Source organism: Streptomyces sp. HNM0575, from assembly GCF_012726265.1.
Taxonomy (GTDB): Bacteria; Actinomycetota; Actinomycetes; order Streptomycetales; family Streptomycetaceae; genus Streptomyces.
Genome location: NZ_JAASAG010000014.1, coordinates 1 through 18,744 on the forward strand (window position 1 = coordinate 1; position 18,744 = coordinate 18,744).

The 18,744-nt window shown below is 73.0% G+C and carries 7 protein-coding genes; 2 read left to right on the plus strand and 5 right to left on the minus strand.

Annotation, left to right across the window (positions count from 1 at the left end; translation table 11 throughout):
- Positions 1-134: 134 nt before the first annotated feature.
- Positions 135-563, minus strand: a complete 429-nt coding sequence (locus HCC61_RS27260; protein WP_169139967.1) for a TIGR03618 family F420-dependent PPOX class oxidoreductase — start codon at positions 561-563, stop codon at positions 135-137.
- 147 nt (positions 564-710) lie between these two features.
- Between HCC61_RS27260 and clpB the strand changes: the two genes are divergently transcribed.
- Both clpB and HCC61_RS27270 read left to right on the plus strand, forming a co-directional pair.
- Positions 711-3,335 carry an ATP-dependent chaperone ClpB gene (clpB, locus tag HCC61_RS27265; protein ID WP_169139969.1) on the plus strand — a complete coding sequence of 875 codons (2,625 nt, stop codon included), beginning with the start codon at positions 711-713 and terminating at the stop codon, positions 3,333-3,335.
- Between the two features lie 290 nt (positions 3,336-3,625).
- Entirely contained in the window at positions 3,626-4,162 is a 537-nt protein-coding gene (locus HCC61_RS27270; RefSeq protein ID WP_169139971.1) for a YbjN domain-containing protein, read from the plus strand.
- Positions 4,163-4,681: 519 nt separating this feature from the next.
- On the opposite strand, the gene HCC61_RS27275 is transcribed toward HCC61_RS27270, so the two are convergent.
- From HCC61_RS27275 to HCC61_RS27290, 4 genes are all read right to left on the minus strand, one after another.
- On the minus strand, positions 4,682-8,764 hold the full coding sequence (locus tag HCC61_RS27275) for a type I polyketide synthase (protein ID WP_169139973.1): 4,083 nt from the start codon (positions 8,762-8,764) through the stop codon (positions 4,682-4,684).
- Positions 8,761-14,406: a non-ribosomal peptide synthetase gene (locus HCC61_RS27280; RefSeq protein ID WP_169139975.1), complete on the minus strand. Its 5,646-nt coding sequence runs from the start codon at positions 14,404-14,406 to the stop codon at positions 8,761-8,763. Before HCC61_RS27280 ends, HCC61_RS27275 begins: the two co-directional genes overlap by 4 nt.
- Positions 14,407-14,732: 326 nt before the next feature.
- Positions 14,733-17,222 (minus strand): SpoIIE family protein phosphatase, encoded by a 2,490-nt coding sequence (locus tag HCC61_RS27285; protein ID WP_169139977.1) that lies wholly within the window; start codon positions 17,220-17,222, stop codon positions 14,733-14,735.
- A 179-nt stretch (positions 17,223-17,401) separates the two neighbouring features.
- Complete coding sequence (locus tag HCC61_RS27290; RefSeq protein WP_206323088.1) at positions 17,402-18,676, minus strand: pyridoxal phosphate-dependent aminotransferase; 1,275 nt, start codon at positions 18,674-18,676, stop codon at positions 17,402-17,404.
- Positions 18,677-18,744: the final 68 nt, after the last annotated feature.

Below are 18,744 nucleotides of genomic sequence, written 5' to 3' on the forward strand. Positions count from 1 at the left end.
AGCCCTCCTCTGCCTCGCGAGACGACGAGCCGACGTGCTCTTCGCCATGCTCCGCGACGGCACCTTCTACGACCCCAAGCCCACCCCCACGGGTTGACGAAACCCATAGGGACACCCCCCGATGCCTCCGCGCCTCAGCGCATGCTGCCCAGCGTCCGGTCGACGCTGATCTCGATCAGTACGCGCTCGGGGTTGGGGCGCGGCCGGCGTCCGTAGCGTTCCTCGTAGCGTCGCTCGGCGTCCGCCACCGCCGCCGCGCCGGTACGGATGCGAGCGCGGCCCTCCAGGGTGGACCACCGGCCCCGGTCGACCTGGCAGAGGGCGACGCGCATGCCGTCGTCGCCGGCCGCCGCGATGTTCCGCACCTTCTTGCTGCCGCGCCTGGCGACGACCCGCGCCGTGTCCGTGCCGGGTTCGTATGTCGCGCTCACGGGCACCACGTGCGGTGTGCCGTCGGGGCGCTGCGTGGTGAGGGTCGCGTAGTGGCGCTCCTGCCAGAACGCGATGAGGCCGGACGCCTCCGTCCCCGGGGCTTCGGTGCTGGATGCTTCGGTGCTCGTCATGGGAACGAATCTAGTCCGTCGATAGTTGAGTGGAATAGACTCAACTTGCTGGATGCTGAACCTAGCAGTCGCCCGCCGTCGTGCGTACGGTCACGACCGGGGACACACAGCACACAGCCGCAGACGACGAAGGAGGAACGCACGCCAGTGGACGCGGAGCTGACCAACAAGAGCCGGGAAGCGATCAGTGCGGCGAACGACCGCGCGGTGACGGACGGGCACCCCGACATCACCCCCGCCCACCTGCTCCTCGCTCTGCTCCAGGGCGAGGAGAACGAGAACATCTCCGACCTGATCGCCGCCGTGGAGGCCGACCAGGCCGCCCTGCGCTCGGGCGCCGAGCGCCAGCTCGCCGCCCTGCCCACCGTGCAGGGCTCGACCGTGAGCAAGCCGCAGCCGAACCGTCCGCTGCTGGCCGTCATCGCCGACGCCACGCAGCGCGCGAAGGAGCTCGGCGACGCCTACGTGTCCACCGAGCACCTGCTCATCGGCATCGCGGCCAAGGGCGGGCAGACGGCCGACCTGCTCAAGGAGCAGGGAGCGACGGGCGAGAAGCTGCTGGAGGCGTTCCAGGCCGCGCGCGGCAGCCGGCGCGTGACCAACCCCGACCCCGAGGGCACGTACAAGGCGCTGGAGAAGTTCGGCACCGACCTGACCGCCGCCGCCCGCGAGGGCAAGCTCGACCCCGTCATCGGCCGGGACCAGGAGATCCGGCGCGTGGTGCAGGTGCTCTCGCGGCGTACGAAGAACAACCCGGTGCTGATCGGCGAGCCCGGCGTCGGCAAGACCGCGGTCGTCGAGGGCCTGGCGCAGCGCGTCGTGAAGGGCGACGTGCCCGAGTCGCTGCGCGACAAGCGCCTGGTGTCGCTCGACCTCGGCGCGATGGTGGCCGGCGCGAAGTACCGCGGTGAGTTCGAGGAACGCCTCAAGACGGTGCTGTCGGAGATCAAGGAGAGCGACGGCCAGATCATCACGTTCATCGACGAGCTGCACACGGTCGTCGGCGCGGGCGCCGGAGGCGAGTCCGCCATGGACGCGGGCAACATGCTCAAGCCGATGCTGGCCCGCGGCGAGCTGCGCATGGTCGGCGCCACGACGCTCGACGAGTACCGCGAGCGCATCGAGAAGGACGCCGCGCTGGAGCGCCGCTTCCAGCAGGTGCTGGTGGCGGAGCCGACCGTCGAGGACTCCATCGCCATCCTGCGCGGCCTCAAGGGGCGGTACGAGGCGCACCACAAGGTCCAGATCGCCGACGGCGCGCTGGTCGCCGCCGCCGCGCTCTCCGACCGCTACATCACCTCGCGCTTCCTGCCGGACAAGGCCATCGACCTGGTCGACGAGGCCGCGTCCCGGCTGCGCATGGAGATCGACTCCTCGCCCGTCGAGATCGACGAACTCCAGCGCGCCGTCGACCGGTTGAAGATGGAGGAGATGGCGCTCGCCAACGAGACGGACCCCGGCTCGGTGGAGCGCCTGGAGCGGCTGCGCCGCGAACTCGCCGACCGCGAGGAGGAGTTGCGCGGTCTGACCGCCCGCTGGGAGAAGGAGAAGCAGAGCCTCAACCGCGTCGGCGAGCTGAAGGAGCGGCTCGACGAGCTGCGCGGGCAGGCCGAACGCGCCCAGCGCGAGGGCGACTTCGAGGCCGCCTCCCAGCTGCTGTACGGGGAGATCCCGGACGTGGAGCGGGAGTTGGAGGAGGCATCGGCCGCCGAGGAGGAGGCCGCTGCCAAGCCCGAACGGGAGACGATGGTCAAGGAGGAGGTCGGCCAGGACGACATCGCCGACGTCGTGGCCTCCTGGACGGGCATCCCCGCGGGCCGGCTGCTGGAGGGCGAGACCCGGAAACTGCTGCGCATGGAGGAGGAGCTGGGCAAGCGCCTCATCGGCCAGACCGAGGCCGTGCGCGCCGTCTCCGACGCGGTGCGCCGCACCCGCGCCGGCGTCGCCGACCCTGACCGCCCCACCGGCTCGTTCCTCTTCCTCGGCCCGACGGGCGTCGGGAAGACCGAACTGGCCAAGGCCCTCGCGGACTTCCTCTTCGACGACGAGCGGGCCATGGTCCGCATCGATATGAGCGAGTACGGCGAGAAGCACTCCGTGGCCCGGCTGGTCGGGGCGCCTCCCGGCTACGTCGGCTACGAGGAGGGCGGCCAGCTCACCGAGACGGTGCGGCGGCGCCCGTACTCCGTCGTGCTCCTGGACGAGGTCGAGAAGGCGCACCACGACGTCTTCGACATCCTGCTCCAGGTCCTCGACGACGGGCGCCTCACGGACGGCCAGGGCCGGACGGTCGACTTCCGCAACACCATCCTGGTCCTCACCTCCAACCTGGGCAGCCAGTACCTGATGGATCCCCTGGACAAGCAGGAGGAGAAGCGCGAGAAGGTGCTCGCCACCGTCCGCTCGTCCTTCCGGCCCGAGTTCCTCAACCGCCTGGACGACGTCGTGGTCTTCTCCGCCCTCAGCGAAGAGGAGCTGAGCCGCATCGCGAGGCTCCAGATCGAGGGGCTGCGGCGGCGCCTCGCCGACCGCCGGCTGGAGCTGGAGGTCACCCCGGAGGCGCTGTCCTGGCTGGCCAGCGAGGGCAACGATCCGGCCTACGGGGCACGGCCGTTGCGGCGTCTGGTGCAGACGGCGATCGGCGACCAGCTCGCCCGCGAGATCCTCTCCGGCGAGGTGCGCGACGGCGACACGGTGCGCGTCGACCACGTCGACGGCTGGGACGGGCTGATGGTCGGCAGCGGCTCGCAGGCGGAGTCCGGGAGCGAGTGACGAGCGCGGCGCGCGGGGCCGCGCGCTCCTCATGAGCGTGCGGCTCGCGTGCGGCGCGTGTGCGGCCGGTGGGGGTGGCTCGCGTCCGGCCGTTGCGTGCGGCTTGCGTCCGGACTGTGCGAGCGGCGGCCGGTGCGTGCGGGCGGTGGTGGCCGCCGCTGCCTGCGGAACGCGGCCGCGGGCCCCTGACCGGCGGCGACGCGTACCGGCGGCGGCCGGTCTCCGCGTCGCTTGCCAGGACGGCCCCGGCATGGGGGAGGATGGCGGAATCCGTACGAAGGGAATTACAGGTGAGCATCGACCCGTCCTCGATCCCGAACTTCGGGGGCCAGGAGCCCGACCCGCAGGAATCCGGTCCGACCGGCCCTGTCATCCCCGACCAGGACCTGGTCAAGCAGCTCCTGGACCAGATGGAGCTGAAGTACGTCGTCGACGAAGAGGGTGACCTCGCGGCGCCGTGGGAGGACTTCCGCACGTACTTCATGTTCCGGGGCGAGGAGGAGCAGCAGGTCTTCTCGGTCCGTACGTTCTACGACCGGCCCCACGCGATCGAGGACAAGCCCAAGCTGCTGGAGTCCATCGACGACTGGAACCGGCGGACGCTGTGGCCGAAGGTCTACAGCCACACGCACGACGACGGCACGGTCCGGCTGATCGGCGAGGCGCAACTGCTGATCGGCACCGGCGTCTCGCTGGAGCACTTCGTGTCCAGCGTGGTCAGCTGGGTGCGCGCGTCGATCGAGTTCGACAGGTGGCTCGTGGAGCAGTTCGGACTGGAGAAGGACGCGGAGTCGGGCGAGAAGGGACCCGACGACGACTCCGAGTGAGACGACTTCGCGTGAGACGGCTCGATGCCGGTCGGGTCGTGACCACGCAGGACGCGGGCGGCGGGGCGCGTTTCGAGGGCGCCCCGCCGTTGTGTGTCCGGAGGCCCCGGGGGCCGACCGCCCCGTGGGTGCGGCTCTGGACTCCGGCCCTGACGGCCCCGGTCCCGGCTTCGGGCCGGTCCCGACCTCGGTCCCGGCCCCGTCCGGGCTTCGGTCCTTCCGGCCGCGGCCGGTCCCGTCGGGCTCCGCTGACGGGCGCCCTCGCTGCTGCGCGGCAGGGCTCCCGGTTCCGTGGTCGGCGGGTCAACTGTGGTGTCTGGCAGGCCAGTTGGCTTACGTGGCCGCTGCCGCGCGCTCAGCGCCGCGCGGTAGGGCCTCGGTTCCGTGGTCGGCTGGTCAACGGTGGTGCCTAGCAGGCCAGTTGGCTTACGTGGCCGCCGCCGCGCGCTCAGTGACGCCCACGACGCCGACGCACGTTCTCGGCGCGGAGGTGTTCGCGTACCCGGCGACGGTGCCCGATCAGCGGCCGCGGGCCGCGCTCCGCATCGCGTTCCGGGTCTGCGTGACCATCGGGGTCAGCACCCGTCGCCCGCCGATCTCGTGGAACTCCGGGTCGTCGTGGGCGTATACGACCTCCTCGATCGAACGGCGCCACAGCACGGGGTGGTCGATCTGCGCCACGAGTTCCTCGCGTACCCGGTCCGTCGAGTGCGGCAGCGCCGTCGTGTTGGCGACGACCGGGAAGGCGGGCGGTGACCAGGCCGGTTCCATACTGTCCAGCACGGCGCGGAACTCGCGGGCTGCCGGGCTCATGAACCGCGAGTGGAACGGTCCGCCCACGTCGAGCCGCCGCACCGACCGCGCCCCGTTCGCGAGCAGCACTGAAGTCAGCGCCTCCAGATCCTCGTCGGGGCCCGCGAGGGTGTGCAGGCGGGGCGCGTTGGCCGCGGCGAGGTCCACCCGTATCGAATCGCCCTGGGCGTCGAGCAGCGTCCGCAGCTCCTCCTCCGGCAGACCGCTGACGGCGATCATTCCGCCGCCTCCGATCTTCGCCATCGCGGCGCCGCGCTCCGCGACCAGCCGCAGACCCTCGGCGAACGAGAGGACCCCGGCGGCCTCCAGGGCGTTGTACTCGCCCAGGCTGTGGCCTAGCGCCACGACCGTACGGTCCCCGTACGGGCCCTGCTCGGCCCGTTCCTCGCGCCATTCGCGAAGCGCCAGCGCGCAGACGACATAGAGCGCGGGCTGGGTGTACGCGGTGTCGCCCAGGGGGCGTCGCGGATCCCCGGCGCACACGTCCGCGATCCGGTAGCCGAGCACCTCGTCCGCCTCGGCGGTCAACTCGGGGTAGCGGGCGAGGAGTTCGCGGCCCATGCCCTCGAACTGGCTGCCCTGGCCCGGGAAGAGCAGGGCCACGGGACGCTGTTCACCGTCGCCGCCGGAGGGGGGCGCCGGAGCGGCGGGTGCGGAGGATGCGGGGGATGCGGCATGTGCGGGGGGTGCGGCGGGCTCGGTGGGCGCCGCGCGTCTGTCGGTATGTGCGGCGTGCGGGCGCAGCGCCTCGTCGTACGCCTCCGCCAGGCCCGGCAGCCGGGGCGCGTCGAAGATGCTGAAGTGGTGCCCCGGCACCACCGCCGTTCGGAACTCCCCGGTCAGCAGCCGGCGCCAGCCCTCCGCCGTCGACGCGCCGCCGCCGTCGCCACCGTGGCCGCCGTCGTCACCGTGACCGCCCTCGCCGCCGTCAGCACCGGCGCCATCGGTACCGGCGCCGTTCCCTCCGGCGTCGGTGAGCGCAGTCAACGGCCCTTCGGGCAGGGGCTGTTCGGCCGCGAAGAGCTGCACGGGCCCGCCGTACGGCTCGGGCCGGTACTCCGCCAGGGCACGGTCGCAGACGCGCCACACGTCGTACATGGTGCGCAGCTCATGCACGACGGCGTCGCTCCAGCCGGGCGGGCGCACCGACTCGATGGCCTCGTCGGGCGTACGGACCCGGGGTTCGGACGGCGGGTCGGGAAGCTTGAACATCAGCCGCAGCAGCGGGGGATAGAGATCGAGGAACTCCTGCTCGCTGCGGACGCGTTCGCCCGTTTCTTCCGGCGGCAGGGTGTCCCACATCAGCACCCGTTCGACCTGCTCGCCCGCCGCTGTGAGCAGCCGTGCGGCCTCCAGCGCGACGGCTCCGCCCAGCGAGTAGCCGCCGATCCGGTACGGGCCGTGCTCCTGTGCCCTGCGGATGAGCCGTACGTAGTGCTCCGCCATGCGCGGAACGGTGGTCAGCGAGCCGGTGAGGGCGGCGGGGTAGGCGATGCCGTAGACGGGGCTCGGATCGCGGCTGTGGGCGGTGAGCGCCTGGGCGAAGGAGACGGAGCCGCCGGAGGGGTGGATCAGGAAGACCGGCCGGTCCGTGGGGATGCGGTCGGGGCGGCCCTCCTTGACCAGCGTGAGCGTGTCGCCGGGGTCGCCGTCGCCGCCGCGTTCGCGTTCGCGGTGGCCGACGCCGTCGCCTCGCGCGCCGCCGCTGCCGTTTCCGTTTCCGCCGCCGTCCGGGTGCGGCGGCGCTGACCGCTCGGCGACCCGTCGCGGCGTTCCGAGGCCGATGAACTGCTCCAGCGTCAACTCCGCGCCCAGGCGCTCCCGCAGCGCGTCGACGAGGCCGACGGCGTGCAGCGAGTCGCCGCCGAGCGCGAAGAAGTCGTCGTCGGGGCCCGCGGACTCGATGCCGAGGTGGGCGCGGAAGACGCCGGTCGCGGTCGCGACGGGGTCCTCGACGGGCTCAGGTCGCTGCCCGGGCTCCGGCCGCCGCCCGGCCCCCGCCGCCCGCTGCCGCCCGGTCGGCTCCTCCCGGCCGCGCGGCTCCTCCCGGCCGCGCGACTCCTCACGGCCGGGCCGCTCCTCCCGCTCCGGTTCGATCCAGTGGCGTACGCGCCGCAGCCGCAGTCCCGGCAGCCGGATCTTCCGCGCGTTCCGTACGTCCCCGATCCGCCCCGTGTCCAGGTGCGCGTCACCGTACGATCCGCGTTCCCCGTACGCTCCCAGCTCCTCGAACCGCCCCTCCCGCACCTCATGCAGCCCCGCGACGGCCTGCCCCACGTCGCCGGCCGTCACCGCGGTGCGGTGCGCCAGCGGGACCCGGCCGTGCGCCAGCGTGTAGGCGAGATCGTCGAGCCGGGTGCGCGGATGGCGCTCCAGGTGGTCGAGGAGATCGCCGGCCGCCTCCCGTACGCGCTCCGCGTCCGGCGCGGACAGCAGCAGCACGTAGTCGCCGGCCGCCTCTTCGCGTGTGGGGAGGGCCGGTGCCCTCCGGAGCACGCAGTGCGCGTTCGTACCGCCGATGCCGAGCGAGGTGACGGCGGCCGCCTCGATGGGGTGCTCGGGCGTGAAGAGCCGCGAGTGCACGGTGAACGGCGTCTCCGGCAGCCGCAGTTCGGGATTGGGCTCGGTGAAGTTGGCCTGCGGCGGCACCTCTTGGTGGCGCAGCACCAGCGCCGCCTTGATGAGCCCGGCGACTCCCGCAGCCGCGTCGAGGTGCCCGATGTTGGCCTTGATGCTGCCGAGGGCGCACTCGGCGGGCGGGTCGCCGGTGCGTTCGTAGGCCTGCTGGAGGGCGGCGACCTCGATGGGGTCGCCGAGATACGTGCCCGTACCGTGCGCCTCGACGTAGCCGACCGAGGAGGCCGGGACCCCGGAGGCGTCGAGGCAGGCGCGTACGACCTCGTCCTGCCCGGCGGCGCCCGGTGCGCTGTAACCGGCCTTCGCGGAACCGTCGTTGTTGACGGCCGTGCCCGCGACGACGGCGTGTATGTGGTCGCGGTCGGCGAGCGCGTCGTCGAGGCGCTTGAGCACGACCACTCCGCAGCCGCTGCCGCGCACCATGCCCGAGGCCGCCGCGTCGAAGGGCCGGCAGTGCCCGTCGCGCGAGAACGTGCCGCCCGCCTGGTAGCGGTAGCCCGCCGACTGCGGCGTGAACACGCTGACCCCGCCGGCCACCGCGACGTCGCACCGGCCCGCGTGCAGCGCCGCGCCCGCCTGGTCTACGGCCACCAGCGAGCTGGAGCAGGCCGACTGCACGGCGACGCTCGGGCCGCGCAGGTCGAGCGCGTACGAGACGCGGGTGGCGAGGAAGTCCTTGTCGTTGCCGAGCAGTACGGGGTAGGTGAACGCCGCGTCGCGGTGCTCGGCGGAGCGCAGCACGTTGTGCAGCAGATACGAGCTGAGGCTCGTGCTGCCGAAGACTCCAACCCGGCCCCCGTACGCGCCCGGCGTGGCCCCCGCGTCCTCCAGGGCCGCCCATACGCATTCGAGGAAGATCCGGTGCTGCGGGTCCATGAGCCGTGCCTCGGCCGGGGTGATGCCGAAGAACTCCGCGTCGAAGTCCTCGATGCCGGGCAGGTCGGCGCCGAAGGGGAGGTGGTCCGGGTCGTCGATGCGGCTGTCGGGCACGCCCGCGGCGCGGAGTTCGTCGCGTGAGAAGCGGCGGACGGCCTCGGTGCCCGAGGAGAGCATCGACCACAGCGCGTCCACGTCCGGTGCGCCGGGGAAGCGCCCCGCCATGCCCACGATCGCGGTACGGGCGGTCGTCTCCGGGGCCGTCGCCGGGGTCATCTGCGGTCACCCGCTCTCCCCGCCTCCTGCGCCGCCCTGCCCGTCTGCTGCTCCCTCCCCGTCCTGCGTGCCTGCTCCTCGGCCTCCTCCGCGCACAGCCGGTGCACATGGGCCGCGTACGTACGGACGGTGGGATGGCCGAAGAGGTCGATCATGCGCAGCCGGGACAGGCCGAAGTCCTCGGCGACCCGCTGGTGGATGAGCGTGACGTGCAGCGACGCACCGCCGATGTCGAAGAGCCGCTCGTCGGGGTCGAGGGTGTCGACCGTGACGACGTCGCACCAGATCCTGGTGATCCGGTCCTGTACGGACTCCAGACCGGGAGCGGCGGGACCGGCAGGAGCGGCGGCACCCGGGGCGCCGGAGCCGCGGGAATCCGCGTCCGCCGCATCCGGCTCGCGCCCCGACTCCACGGCGTCCGGCGCCGCCCCGGCACCCGGCGCTCCCTCGGCGTCCCGCGGCGCCGCGTCCGCTCCACCCGCCGCCGCCGACGGCACCGGCAGCGCCGCCCGGTCGGTCTTGCCGCCCGCGGTGACCGGGATGCGCTCCAGCTCGGTCAGCACCCGCGGCACCATGTACGAGGGCAGCCGGTCCGCGGCCAGACGCGTCAACTCCCTTGCGGAGACGGCCCGTCCGGGCGCCGTCGTGTAGTACGCGGCCAGATACGGGCTGCCGGGACGGTCCTCGCGCCTTATCACCACGGCGTGCGTCACGTCCGGATGCGCACGCAGGGCGGCCTCGACGTCCCCCGGCTCGACGCGGAAGCCGTACAGCTTGATCTGCTCGTCGCCCCGGCCCACGTAGTCGACCGTGCCGTCCGGGCGCCAGCGGACGAGGTCGCCGGTGGCGTAGAGCCGTTCGCCCGGCGGCCCGTACGGATCCTCGGTGAAGCGCTCGGCCGTCGCCTCGGGACGGCCCAGATAGCCGTCGGCCAACCCCGGCCCGCCCAGGTGCAGTTCGCCGACGATCCCGACGGGCACCGGCTGCCCGTGCGGGTCGAGGACACGTACCCGGGTGTTGGGCGTGGGACGGCCGATCGGCACCGGCGCGGTCACGTCGGGCACGTCCTCGGGGCCGTTCATGACGTAGTACGTGGCGTAGGTGGTGGCCTCGGTCGGCCCGTACGCATTGATCAGCCGCATCCCCGGCGCCGCTTCGAGCGCGGCCGCGGCCAGCGCCGGATTGAGCACCTCGCCGCCCACGATCAGTGTGTGCAGCCCGCGCAGCGAGGAGGGCTCGGTCTCCGCCTGGCGGTGGAAGAGCGCCGTGGGCATGTCGGCGTGCGTGACCTCGTGCCGTGCCATGTGCGCGGCCAGCGCGTCCGGAGTCATGGGCCCCGTCGGTGGCAGTACGAGCCGTCCGCCGTTGCCGAGCGTGCCCCACATGTCGAAGGTGACGAGGTCGAAGGAGAGCGACGCCGTGAGCAGCAGCCGTGCGTCTCCGTCGACACCGGCCCAGCGCGGCGCGCCGAGCGCCAGGTCGACGACGGCGCTGTGCGGGATCTGCACGCCCTTGGGCCTCCCCGTGGAGCCCGACGTGTAGATGACGTAGGCGATGTCGTCGCCGCGCACGGCGACCGTCGGCGCCCGTGCGGGGCTGCCGCCGATCGCGGCCCGGTCCTCTTCGAGCAGCCCGGTGGTGAGTTCGACGACGAGGTCCGCGTCCTCCGCCATGAAGGAGAGCCGGTGCTCGGGATAGGCGGGGTCGAGCGGCACGTACGCGGCACCGGTCTTGAGCACCGCGAGGAAGGCCGCCACCGCGTCGGTGCCGCGCGGCAGCCGCACGCCGACGCGGGTACCGGGCTCCGCGCCCCGCTCGGCGAGATAGTGGGCCAACCGGTCGGCCCTGCCGACCAGTTCGCGGTAGGTGAGCGTCTCCGGCTCCTCGTCGCCCGACACCAGGGCGACGGCGTCCGGGGTGGACTCCCCCCAGCGGCCGACCAGTTCGTGCACGGCGGTCGCCGCGCCCGCCGTGCCGTGCGGTGCGGCGGAGGGCGGCCCGCCCGCGAACGTGCCGAGGATCTGGGCCTGTTCGGCCCCGGTGAGCATCGGCAGCCGCCGTACGGGCAGCCCGGGATCGGCGACGGCCGACTCCAGCAGCGTGCGGAAGTGCCCGAGCAGCCGCTCCACGGTCGTCGCGCGGAACAGGTCGGTGCTGTACTCCGCCGTCAGCCGCAGCCCGCCGCCGGGGTCGGGGATGAGGTTGACGGTCAGGTCGAACTTGGCGATGCCCGTGTCGTAGTACTCGAAGTCCGACTCGATGCCCGCGAACGTCATCTCGTGCCGGTAGACGTCCTCCGGCACCAGGCACACCTGGAGGTAGGGGTTCTCCGCCTGCGACTGCCTGTGCAGCTCCTCCAGCAGCAGGCCGTACGGGACCTGCTGGTGGGCGTAGGCGTCGGTGACGGTCCGCCGGGTGCGGGCGAGCAACTGCCGGAAGTCCGGGCCGTCGTCGGTGCCCCGGTCCGTCGCCGTTTCCGTGCCCTCCTGACTCCCGTGCTCCCCGCCGCCCAGATCGGCCCGCAGCGGCAGCATGTTGAGGTAGTAGCCGACGGAGCGTGCGGTGCGCGGGTGGTCGCGGCCGGAGAAGGGCGCCCCGGCCACCACGTCCTCGGTGCCGCAGTACCGCGACAGCAGTATGTGCAGCGCCGCGAGGAAGGCGCTGTAGCGCGTCGCCCCCGCCGAGTGGGCCAACTCGTCAATCCGCTCGGTCAGTTCGCGCGACAGCCGGCCTCGTACGAGCGCGCCTTGGCCCGAAGGCGTCCGCGGCCGGGGGAAGTCGGCCGGCAGGTCCATGGTCTCCGGCAGCCCTTCGAGCTGCCTGCGCCAGTACGCCACGTCCTCGTCCAGATGGCCGCCGGAGACCGACTCCTGCTGCCAGAGCGCGAATTCGGCGTACTGCCCCTCGGGCGGACCGAGCCCGGACGCCTCACCCGTGACGTACTCCGTGTACAGCGCGGAGAGTTCACCGAAGAGCACGTCCGCCGAAGCGCCGTCGAACGCGCTGTGGTGCAGCGCCAGCACCAGCACGTGCTCCTCCTCGCCGCACCGCAGCAGACGCGCCCGCAGATGCGGACCGCGGGAGAGGTCGAAGGGCGCGCGCAGGGTGTCGCGCACCGCCCGCTGCTCGGCCGCCGCCCGGTCCGCCTCGGGCACGTTGCGCAGGTCCTCGTCGGTCAGCGGCACCGGCCCGGCCGGCCGTACGACCTGCCGCAGCTCGCCGTCGACCGGTTCCAGGCCGGTGCGCAGCGCCTCGTGCCGCTCCACGACGGTGTCGATTGCGGAGGAGAGCGCGTCACGGTCCAGGGGGCCGCGCAGGCGGAGGGTGAGCGGCTCGTTGTAGACGGTGCTGCCGGGGTGCAGCGAGTCGTGGAACCACAGGCCGCGCTGCCCGTACGTGGCGGGGACCGGCTCTCCGGGCTCCGGGGCCCGCATCCGGGGAACCCCCGCCGTCCCGTCCTGCGACCGGCCGCCCTCCAACTGCCCGTCCTGCGACCGTACTTCGGGGGCGGGTGCGGGTGTCTCGGCGAGGGTCCGCGAGACCACTTCCTGGATGTCGGCGACGTCGTCGGCGAGCAGGACCTCCAGCACCGGCACGGGTCTGCCGAGGCGCTCCGCGAGGTCGACGGCCATCCTGCCCGCGGCGAGCGAGTCGCCGCCGTTGGCGAGGAAGGAGAGCCCGGGGTCGGGCCGGTTCCCGGAGGCGCCGCCCAGCACCTCGTTCCACAGCCGCAGCAGTTCGGGTTCGACATCGTTGTGCTGCGGGTGCTCGCTGGGCTGCGGGGCCAGTTCCGGCACGTGGGCGTCGGCGGCGAGCGCCGCCCTGTCGATCTTCCCGTGCGTCGTCAGCGGCAGCGCGTCGCGCACCACGATCCGGTGCGGGACGGCGTACCAGGGCAGCCGCTCGCGGAGCCGCTTGCGCGCGCCGGCCAGATCGGGCGAGCCACCGGCCTCGGGGACGACGTACGCGACGAGCTGGTCGGCCCCGTTCCCGCCGCCGGTGCCGTCCGTGCCGTCCGTGCTGCCCGTGCCGTCCGTGCCGCCCGGCGGGCGCTTGAGCACGACGGCCTGCGCCAGCTCCGGCTCGTCGAGCAGCGCGTGCTCCACATCGCCCGGCTCGACCCGGTGCCCGCGGATCTTGATCATGTGGTCGACGCGGCCCAGGAAGGTGAGCATGCCGTCCCTGTCCATGCGTACGACGTCGCCGGTGCGGTAGTACGGCGTGCGCGTGCCGTCCGCCGCGGTCCGGGTGTAGAAGGCGGGGCGCTCCGCGCTCTCGCCGTGTATGTACCGGCCGACTCCGACGCCGCCGATGTGCAGCTCTCCGCGGGTGCCTCCGTCCGCGGCGGCCGCGGGGTCCGCGCGCTCGGCGCTCGGCCCGTCGCCGCCGGCGCCCCCGGCCCCGCCGGTCTGCTCGCCCCCGCCGGTCTGTTCGCTCCCGCCGGTCTGTTCGCTCCCGTCCGCGGTTCCGGCGAGGCCTTCCGGTTCCGTCTCCAGCGGCTCGACGACCAGGTCGGTGCCGCGTATCGCCATGCCGATCGGCGTGCGCTCGGGCCCCTCGTCGTCCTCGGTCACCTCGTACATCGACACGCACACCGCCGCCTCGGTGGGCCCGTAGCCGTTGATCAGCGTCAGCGACGGCAGCGCCCGCTTGATCTCGCCGAGCAGACCACGGGGTATCGGCTCGACCGCGACGATGATCCGCCGGAGCGACCGCAGATCGAGGCCGTCTCGCAGCCCCTGCGCCACCGCGGGCAGGAACGCCGCCGGTATGTACGCGTGCGCGATGCGCTCGTCCGCCAGCCACTGTGCGAACTCCGCGGGATGCCAGCGGCGTTCGTCGGGCGTGACGACCAGCTCGCCGCCCGAGGCCAGCGACGTCCACGTCTCCAGCACCGCCGCGTCGAAGCCCGGGCTCGCGCAGGTGCTGCACCGGCTGCCAGGGGGGAGTTCGCGGCGGGACTGGGACTCGTCGAGGAGGTTCAGGATGCCGCGGTGCTGGACCACGATGCCCTTGGGGCTGCCCGTCGACCCCGACGTGTAGATCACGTAGGCGTCCTCGGCCGTCACCCGCGCCGAGTCCCCCCACTCCCCGCCCGCGACGTCCGGCAGATCCACGTCCGAACCGGTCGCGCCGCCCGTGCTCGTGCCGCCCGCGCTCGTGCCGCCCGCGCTCGTGCCGCCCACGCTCGGGCCGCCCGTGCTCGCGCCGTCCGCGGTCGCGGCTCCCGCCCCGGTCACGCCCTGAGCGGAGCCCCGTCCGCCGATCACGGCCGCGGGCGCCGCGTCCGCCAGGATGCTGTCGATGCGCTGCCGCGGATAGGAGAGATCGACCGGCAGATACGGCTTGCCGCAGCGCATCGCCGCCAGCGCGGAGGCCGCCTGCGACGGACCGGGCTCGATCAGTACGGCGACGGGCCCCGGCCGCCCCGCCACGAGAGGCTCCAGCCGCCGCGCCAGTGCGCGGGAAGCATCGGCCAGCTCTCCGTACGTCATCGCCGCCGCCCCGGCCCGTACGGCCACGGCCGACGGGTCGCGCCGGGCCGCAGCGTCGAAGCGGCGCAAGAGCGTGTCCGGCTGGGTGGCGCTGTTCTCCGACTGACTGCCCGGCTGGTCTCCCGGGACCACTGCCTGCTGTCTCATAGCGGCTGCTCGCTGGATCGGCGTAAGTGCACGCTGGCCACGCCCCCAAGTCCCGGAGCGGACGTTCCCGTTCCGCGGCGCGAGGTTCTACATGTACATCTACCACCAGCATATGCGCGCAATGCGGCGAAGAGCCTGCGCAGCTTCGGGGGGCTCCGTTGCAGGGCCCTGGGCGCGGGGCTCCGCGGCGCGGACTACGGCGCGGACCGAGCGGCATGGACGGGGCGCGGGGAGCCCTGGACCCTGGACGCGACCCCGTGCGCCGACGGGCCCGCATGACGGCGGCCCTGTGAGACCCCCTGTGAGACCCCCTGTGAAACCTCGGGTCAGCGGGTGAGCGCCAGCTCGAACCAGACGACCTTGCCCGAGGTGATGGAGCGCGCTCCCCACTTCTGCGCCAGCTTGTCGACCAGCGTCAGCCCGCGTCCCCACTGGCCCTCGGTGGCCGGCTCCGCCGCCGGTTCGGCCCGGTGCGGCAGGCGCTCGTCCCGGTCGGAGACCTCCACCACCAGCGTCCCGCCCTTGGCCAGCTGGAGCCCGATGTCTCCTCTCGCGTGCCGGAACGCGTTCGTGACCAGCTCGTTCGTCAACAGCCTTGCCGTGTCCCGCAGTTCGTCGAGACCCCAGGCGTGCAGTGTCTCGTCCACGAGCGCCCGCGCGCGGGAGGCCGCCCCCGCCTCCGCGGAGATGGTCCAGCGGGCGCTGCGGTGCTCGGGCATGGGCGTCGCCCGCACCATGAGCACGGCCAGGTCGTCGCCGTCGGTCCAGTCCGTCAGCTTCCCGACCACGCTGTCGCACCACCGCTGTACGGAGAGGATGGAGGGCCCGGGTGCGGCGAGCGCCGTGCGCAGCGCCTCGATGCCCTCGTCTATGTCCTTGCCGCGGCGCTCGATCAGGCCGTCGGTGTAGAGGGCGAGCGTGGCGCCCTCCGGCAGCACCAGATCGGTGACGGCGAACTCGGGAGTCCCGAGACCTATGCCCAGCGGGATCCCGGCGTCCACCGGGATCATCGCGGTGGTGCTGTCCGCGTGCCGCAGCATGGGCGCCGGGTGGCCGGCGTTCGCGATGCTGCACTCCCGGGTCACGGTGTTGTACACCGCGTACACGCAGGTGGCGTGCTGCATCGCGGGGCTGAACTCCACGATGTCGTCCAGCCGTTTGAGCAGGTCGACGGGCTCCAGATCGAGTCTGGCCAGGGTGTGCATGGCGGTGCGCAGCTGGCCCATGCCGGCCGCGGCGTGTATGTCGTGGCCCATCATGTCGCCCACGACGAGGGCGACCCGGTGCCCGGAGAGCGGTATGACGTCGAACCAGTCGCCGCCCACGTTCGCCGAACGGCTCGTGGACCAGTAGTGGTAGCCGATCTCCAGGCCGGGGCGTACGGGGAGGTCGTTCTCACCGGGCAGCATGTTGCGCTGGAGCGCGAGCGCTATCCGGCGCTCGTCGTCGTACATCCGGGCGTTGTCGAGGTTCAGTGCTGCACGGCCGGTGAGTTCCTCGGCCACTAGCCGGTCGTCGTCGTCGAGGGGCTCGCGGTCCACGGACCGGCCGAACGTCACCAGGCCCAGGCACCGCCCCCGGGCGACCAGCGGCACCATGACCACCGAGCCGAGACCGTGGTCCCGCAGCCCCGGCTCTCCCTGCGCGGAGGTCAGATCGGCGAGCGGCGCCCCGGCCAGCTTCTCGTCGTGCCAGGGGCGTCCCGAGGAGAGGCACTTGTGGGCGGGCGAGCCCACGGGGTGTATGTACTCGCCGCCGGTCTCGGAGAAGTGCCAGCGGCTCGCCGGGTCGTCGAGCTCGCCGCGTCCGGCGACCCTCCTCGTGGCGACGTCCTCGGCGGGGTCGGGGAAGCGGGCGCCGTCGAGGAAGTCCTGGCGCATCTCCACCGTCGTGACGTCCGCGAACTCCGGCACGGCGAAGTCGGCCAGCTCGCGCGCGGTCTCCGCCATCTCGAGGGTCGTGCCCACCTTGCTGCCGGCCCGGTTGACCAGGTCGAGCCGCTGCCGCACGGCGGACGCCTCCAGCAGCGCGGTCTGCCGCTGGGTCACGTCGACGATCAGGCCGCCGAGGCCCAGCACCCGGCCGTCGCCGTACGTCAGCCGGAAGAAGGTCACCGACCAGACCCGGTCGCGGTCCCGGTGGCCCTGGGTACGGCCGGATATCAGCACGTTGTGCAGCGGTTCGCCGGTCTCCAGCACCCTGCGCAGGTGCTTCTCGTACTCGCCCCGGTCCGCGGGCCGCACGACCTCGCTGACGGTGCGGCCGATGTGCTCGCGGGCGGGGATGCCGTTGAATTCCGCGAGTGCGTCGTTGACCAGCACGTACCGCAGATCGGCGTCGAGGACGCCCATGCCGTGCGGTGACTTGCGTACGAAGGCGTCCATGAAGGCCGCCTGGACCTCGTCGGGGCGGGAGAGCAGGCCCGCGGGAGCGGCTTCTTCCCCGGCGCCCGTGGCGCTCCCGGCGTCCGCCGAGTCGTCGCGGACGCCGGGGGCACCACGGGTGCCGGCCACCTCGCTCACCTGGCACAGCAGGCCCCTGGACCGGCCGTCGCTCTCCGTCAGCGGGGAGCAGTTCAGCAGCACGTCGTGCGGTGCGCCGTCACCGGCCGTCACCGTCAGCACGCGGCTGTAGTCGTCGCCCAGCGCGGCGTTCGCCGACGCTTCGGCCAGCGCGTACAGCGCCGCGCCTTCGAAGATCGACCGGCTGTGCCGGCCCAGCACGGCGTCCGGCGGCCGCCCGAACCATGCGGCGGCAGCAGGGCTCCACGAGGTGATGTGCGCCGCGTGATCCAGCGTGAAAGAGGCTGAAGGCATGGTCTTCCATGGCTGTGTTGGACGAATTGCCCGTTTTTGTAGTGTATGAGCGGAGCCCGGCTCCTGCTCGGCGGCCCGGGCAAGGCCCGATCCACAGCCGCCCCGTACGGGAACCCCAGGTGAGCCGGCTGTGAGCCGGACCGGGACGGCGACGACGCCCCTCGTCGGGGCCACGCCCCTCAGCGGGGCACGACGCCTTTCAGCCGTCTCACCGCGTCCGCGAGCACCTCTTGCTGCTTGCAGAAGGCGAAGCGTACGAAAGGCGCCCCCGCGGCCTCGTGATCGTAGAAGACCTGCGTCGGCACTGCCACGACTCCGCAGCGCTCGGGGAGCGCGAGGCAGAAGTCGATGCCCGAGCTCTCGCCGAGCGGCCGGATGTCGGTGGTCACGAAGTACGTGCCGGGTGCGCGGAAGACGCCGAAGCCGGCGTCGGACAGGCCCTGGGAGAGCAGGTCGCGCTGGGCGCGCAGGTCGTCGCGCAGCCGCGTGTAGTAGTCGTCGGGCAGCGCCAGCGCCTCCGCGACCGCGTACTGGAACGGCCCGGCCGACACATAGGTGAGGAACTGCTTCGCCGACCGCACCGCCGCCACCAGCTCCGGGGTCGACGTCACCCAGCCGACCTTCCAGCCGGTGAACGAGAAGGTCTTGCCCGCCGAGCTGACGGTGACCGTGCGCTCACGCATGCCCGGGAACGAGGCGATGGGGATGTGCTCGCCCTCGTAGACGAGGTGCTCGTAGACCTCGTCGGTCACGGCCAGCAGCCCGCGCTCCACGCAGAGTTCCGCGATCGCGGCCAGCTCCTCGCGGCTGAGCACGGTGCCGGTGGGGTTGTGCGGGGTGTTGAGCAGGATCAGCCGGGTGCGGTCGGTGACGGCGTTGCGCAGCTCGTCCAGATCGAGCCGGAAGCGGCCCGCGGGCCGCGCGTCCCCGTCCTCCCCGGCGCTCCCGTCCCCACCGGAGTCCCCGGTGTTCCCTGTGTCCGGGCGCAGCGTGACGGGGACGCGGGTGCCGCCCGCCATGGCGATGGCCGCGGCGTAGGAGTCGTAGTACGGCTCCAGGGCGATCACCTCGTCGCCGGGCTCCAGAAGCGCGAGCAGCGCAGCGGTGATGGCCTCGGTGGCCCCCGCGGTGATCAGCACCTCGGTGTCCGGGTCGGGGTCGAGCCCGAGCCTCCCGTACCAGCGCCGCTGATGGTCCGCGACGGCCGTGCGCAGCTCGGGGATGCCGGGGCCCGGCGGGTACTGATTGCCGCGGCCGTCGCGCAGCGCTCTCACGGCCGCTTCGCGCACGGCCTCGGGGCCGTCCGTGTCGGGGAAGCCCTGTCCGAGGTTGATCGCGCCCGTACGCACGGCGAGAGCCGACATCTCCGCGAAGATCGTGGTGCCGAACTCCGCGAGCCGCCGGTTGAGCAGCGGTCGTCCCGGAGCACGCTGATCAGCAGTCATGGCGGTCATCCTGCGCGAAGCTCAGCTGTTCCTCAACTCCCGCGCACGGCACGGGCCGCGCTCAGCCCGTGCACCCG

Bases quoted from the DNA above. Each gene is read 5' to 3' on its own strand.
- HCC61_RS27285 (WP_169139977.1), bottom strand. From the start codon at position 17,222: ATGCCTTCAGCCTCTTTCACGCTGGATCACGCGGCGCACATCACCTCG.
- HCC61_RS27275 (WP_169139973.1), bottom strand. From the start codon at position 8,764: ATGACCCCGGCGACGGCCCCGGAGACGACCGCCCGTACCGCGATCGTG.
- HCC61_RS27260 (WP_169139967.1), bottom strand. From the start codon at position 563: ATGACGAGCACCGAAGCATCCAGCACCGAAGCCCCGGGGACGGAGGCG.
- HCC61_RS27290 (WP_206323088.1), bottom strand. From the start codon at position 18,676: ATGACCGCCATGACTGCTGATCAGCGTGCTCCGGGACGACCGCTGCTC.
- HCC61_RS27280 (WP_169139975.1), bottom strand. From the start codon at position 14,406: ATGAGACAGCAGGCAGTGGTCCCGGGAGACCAGCCGGGCAGTCAGTCG.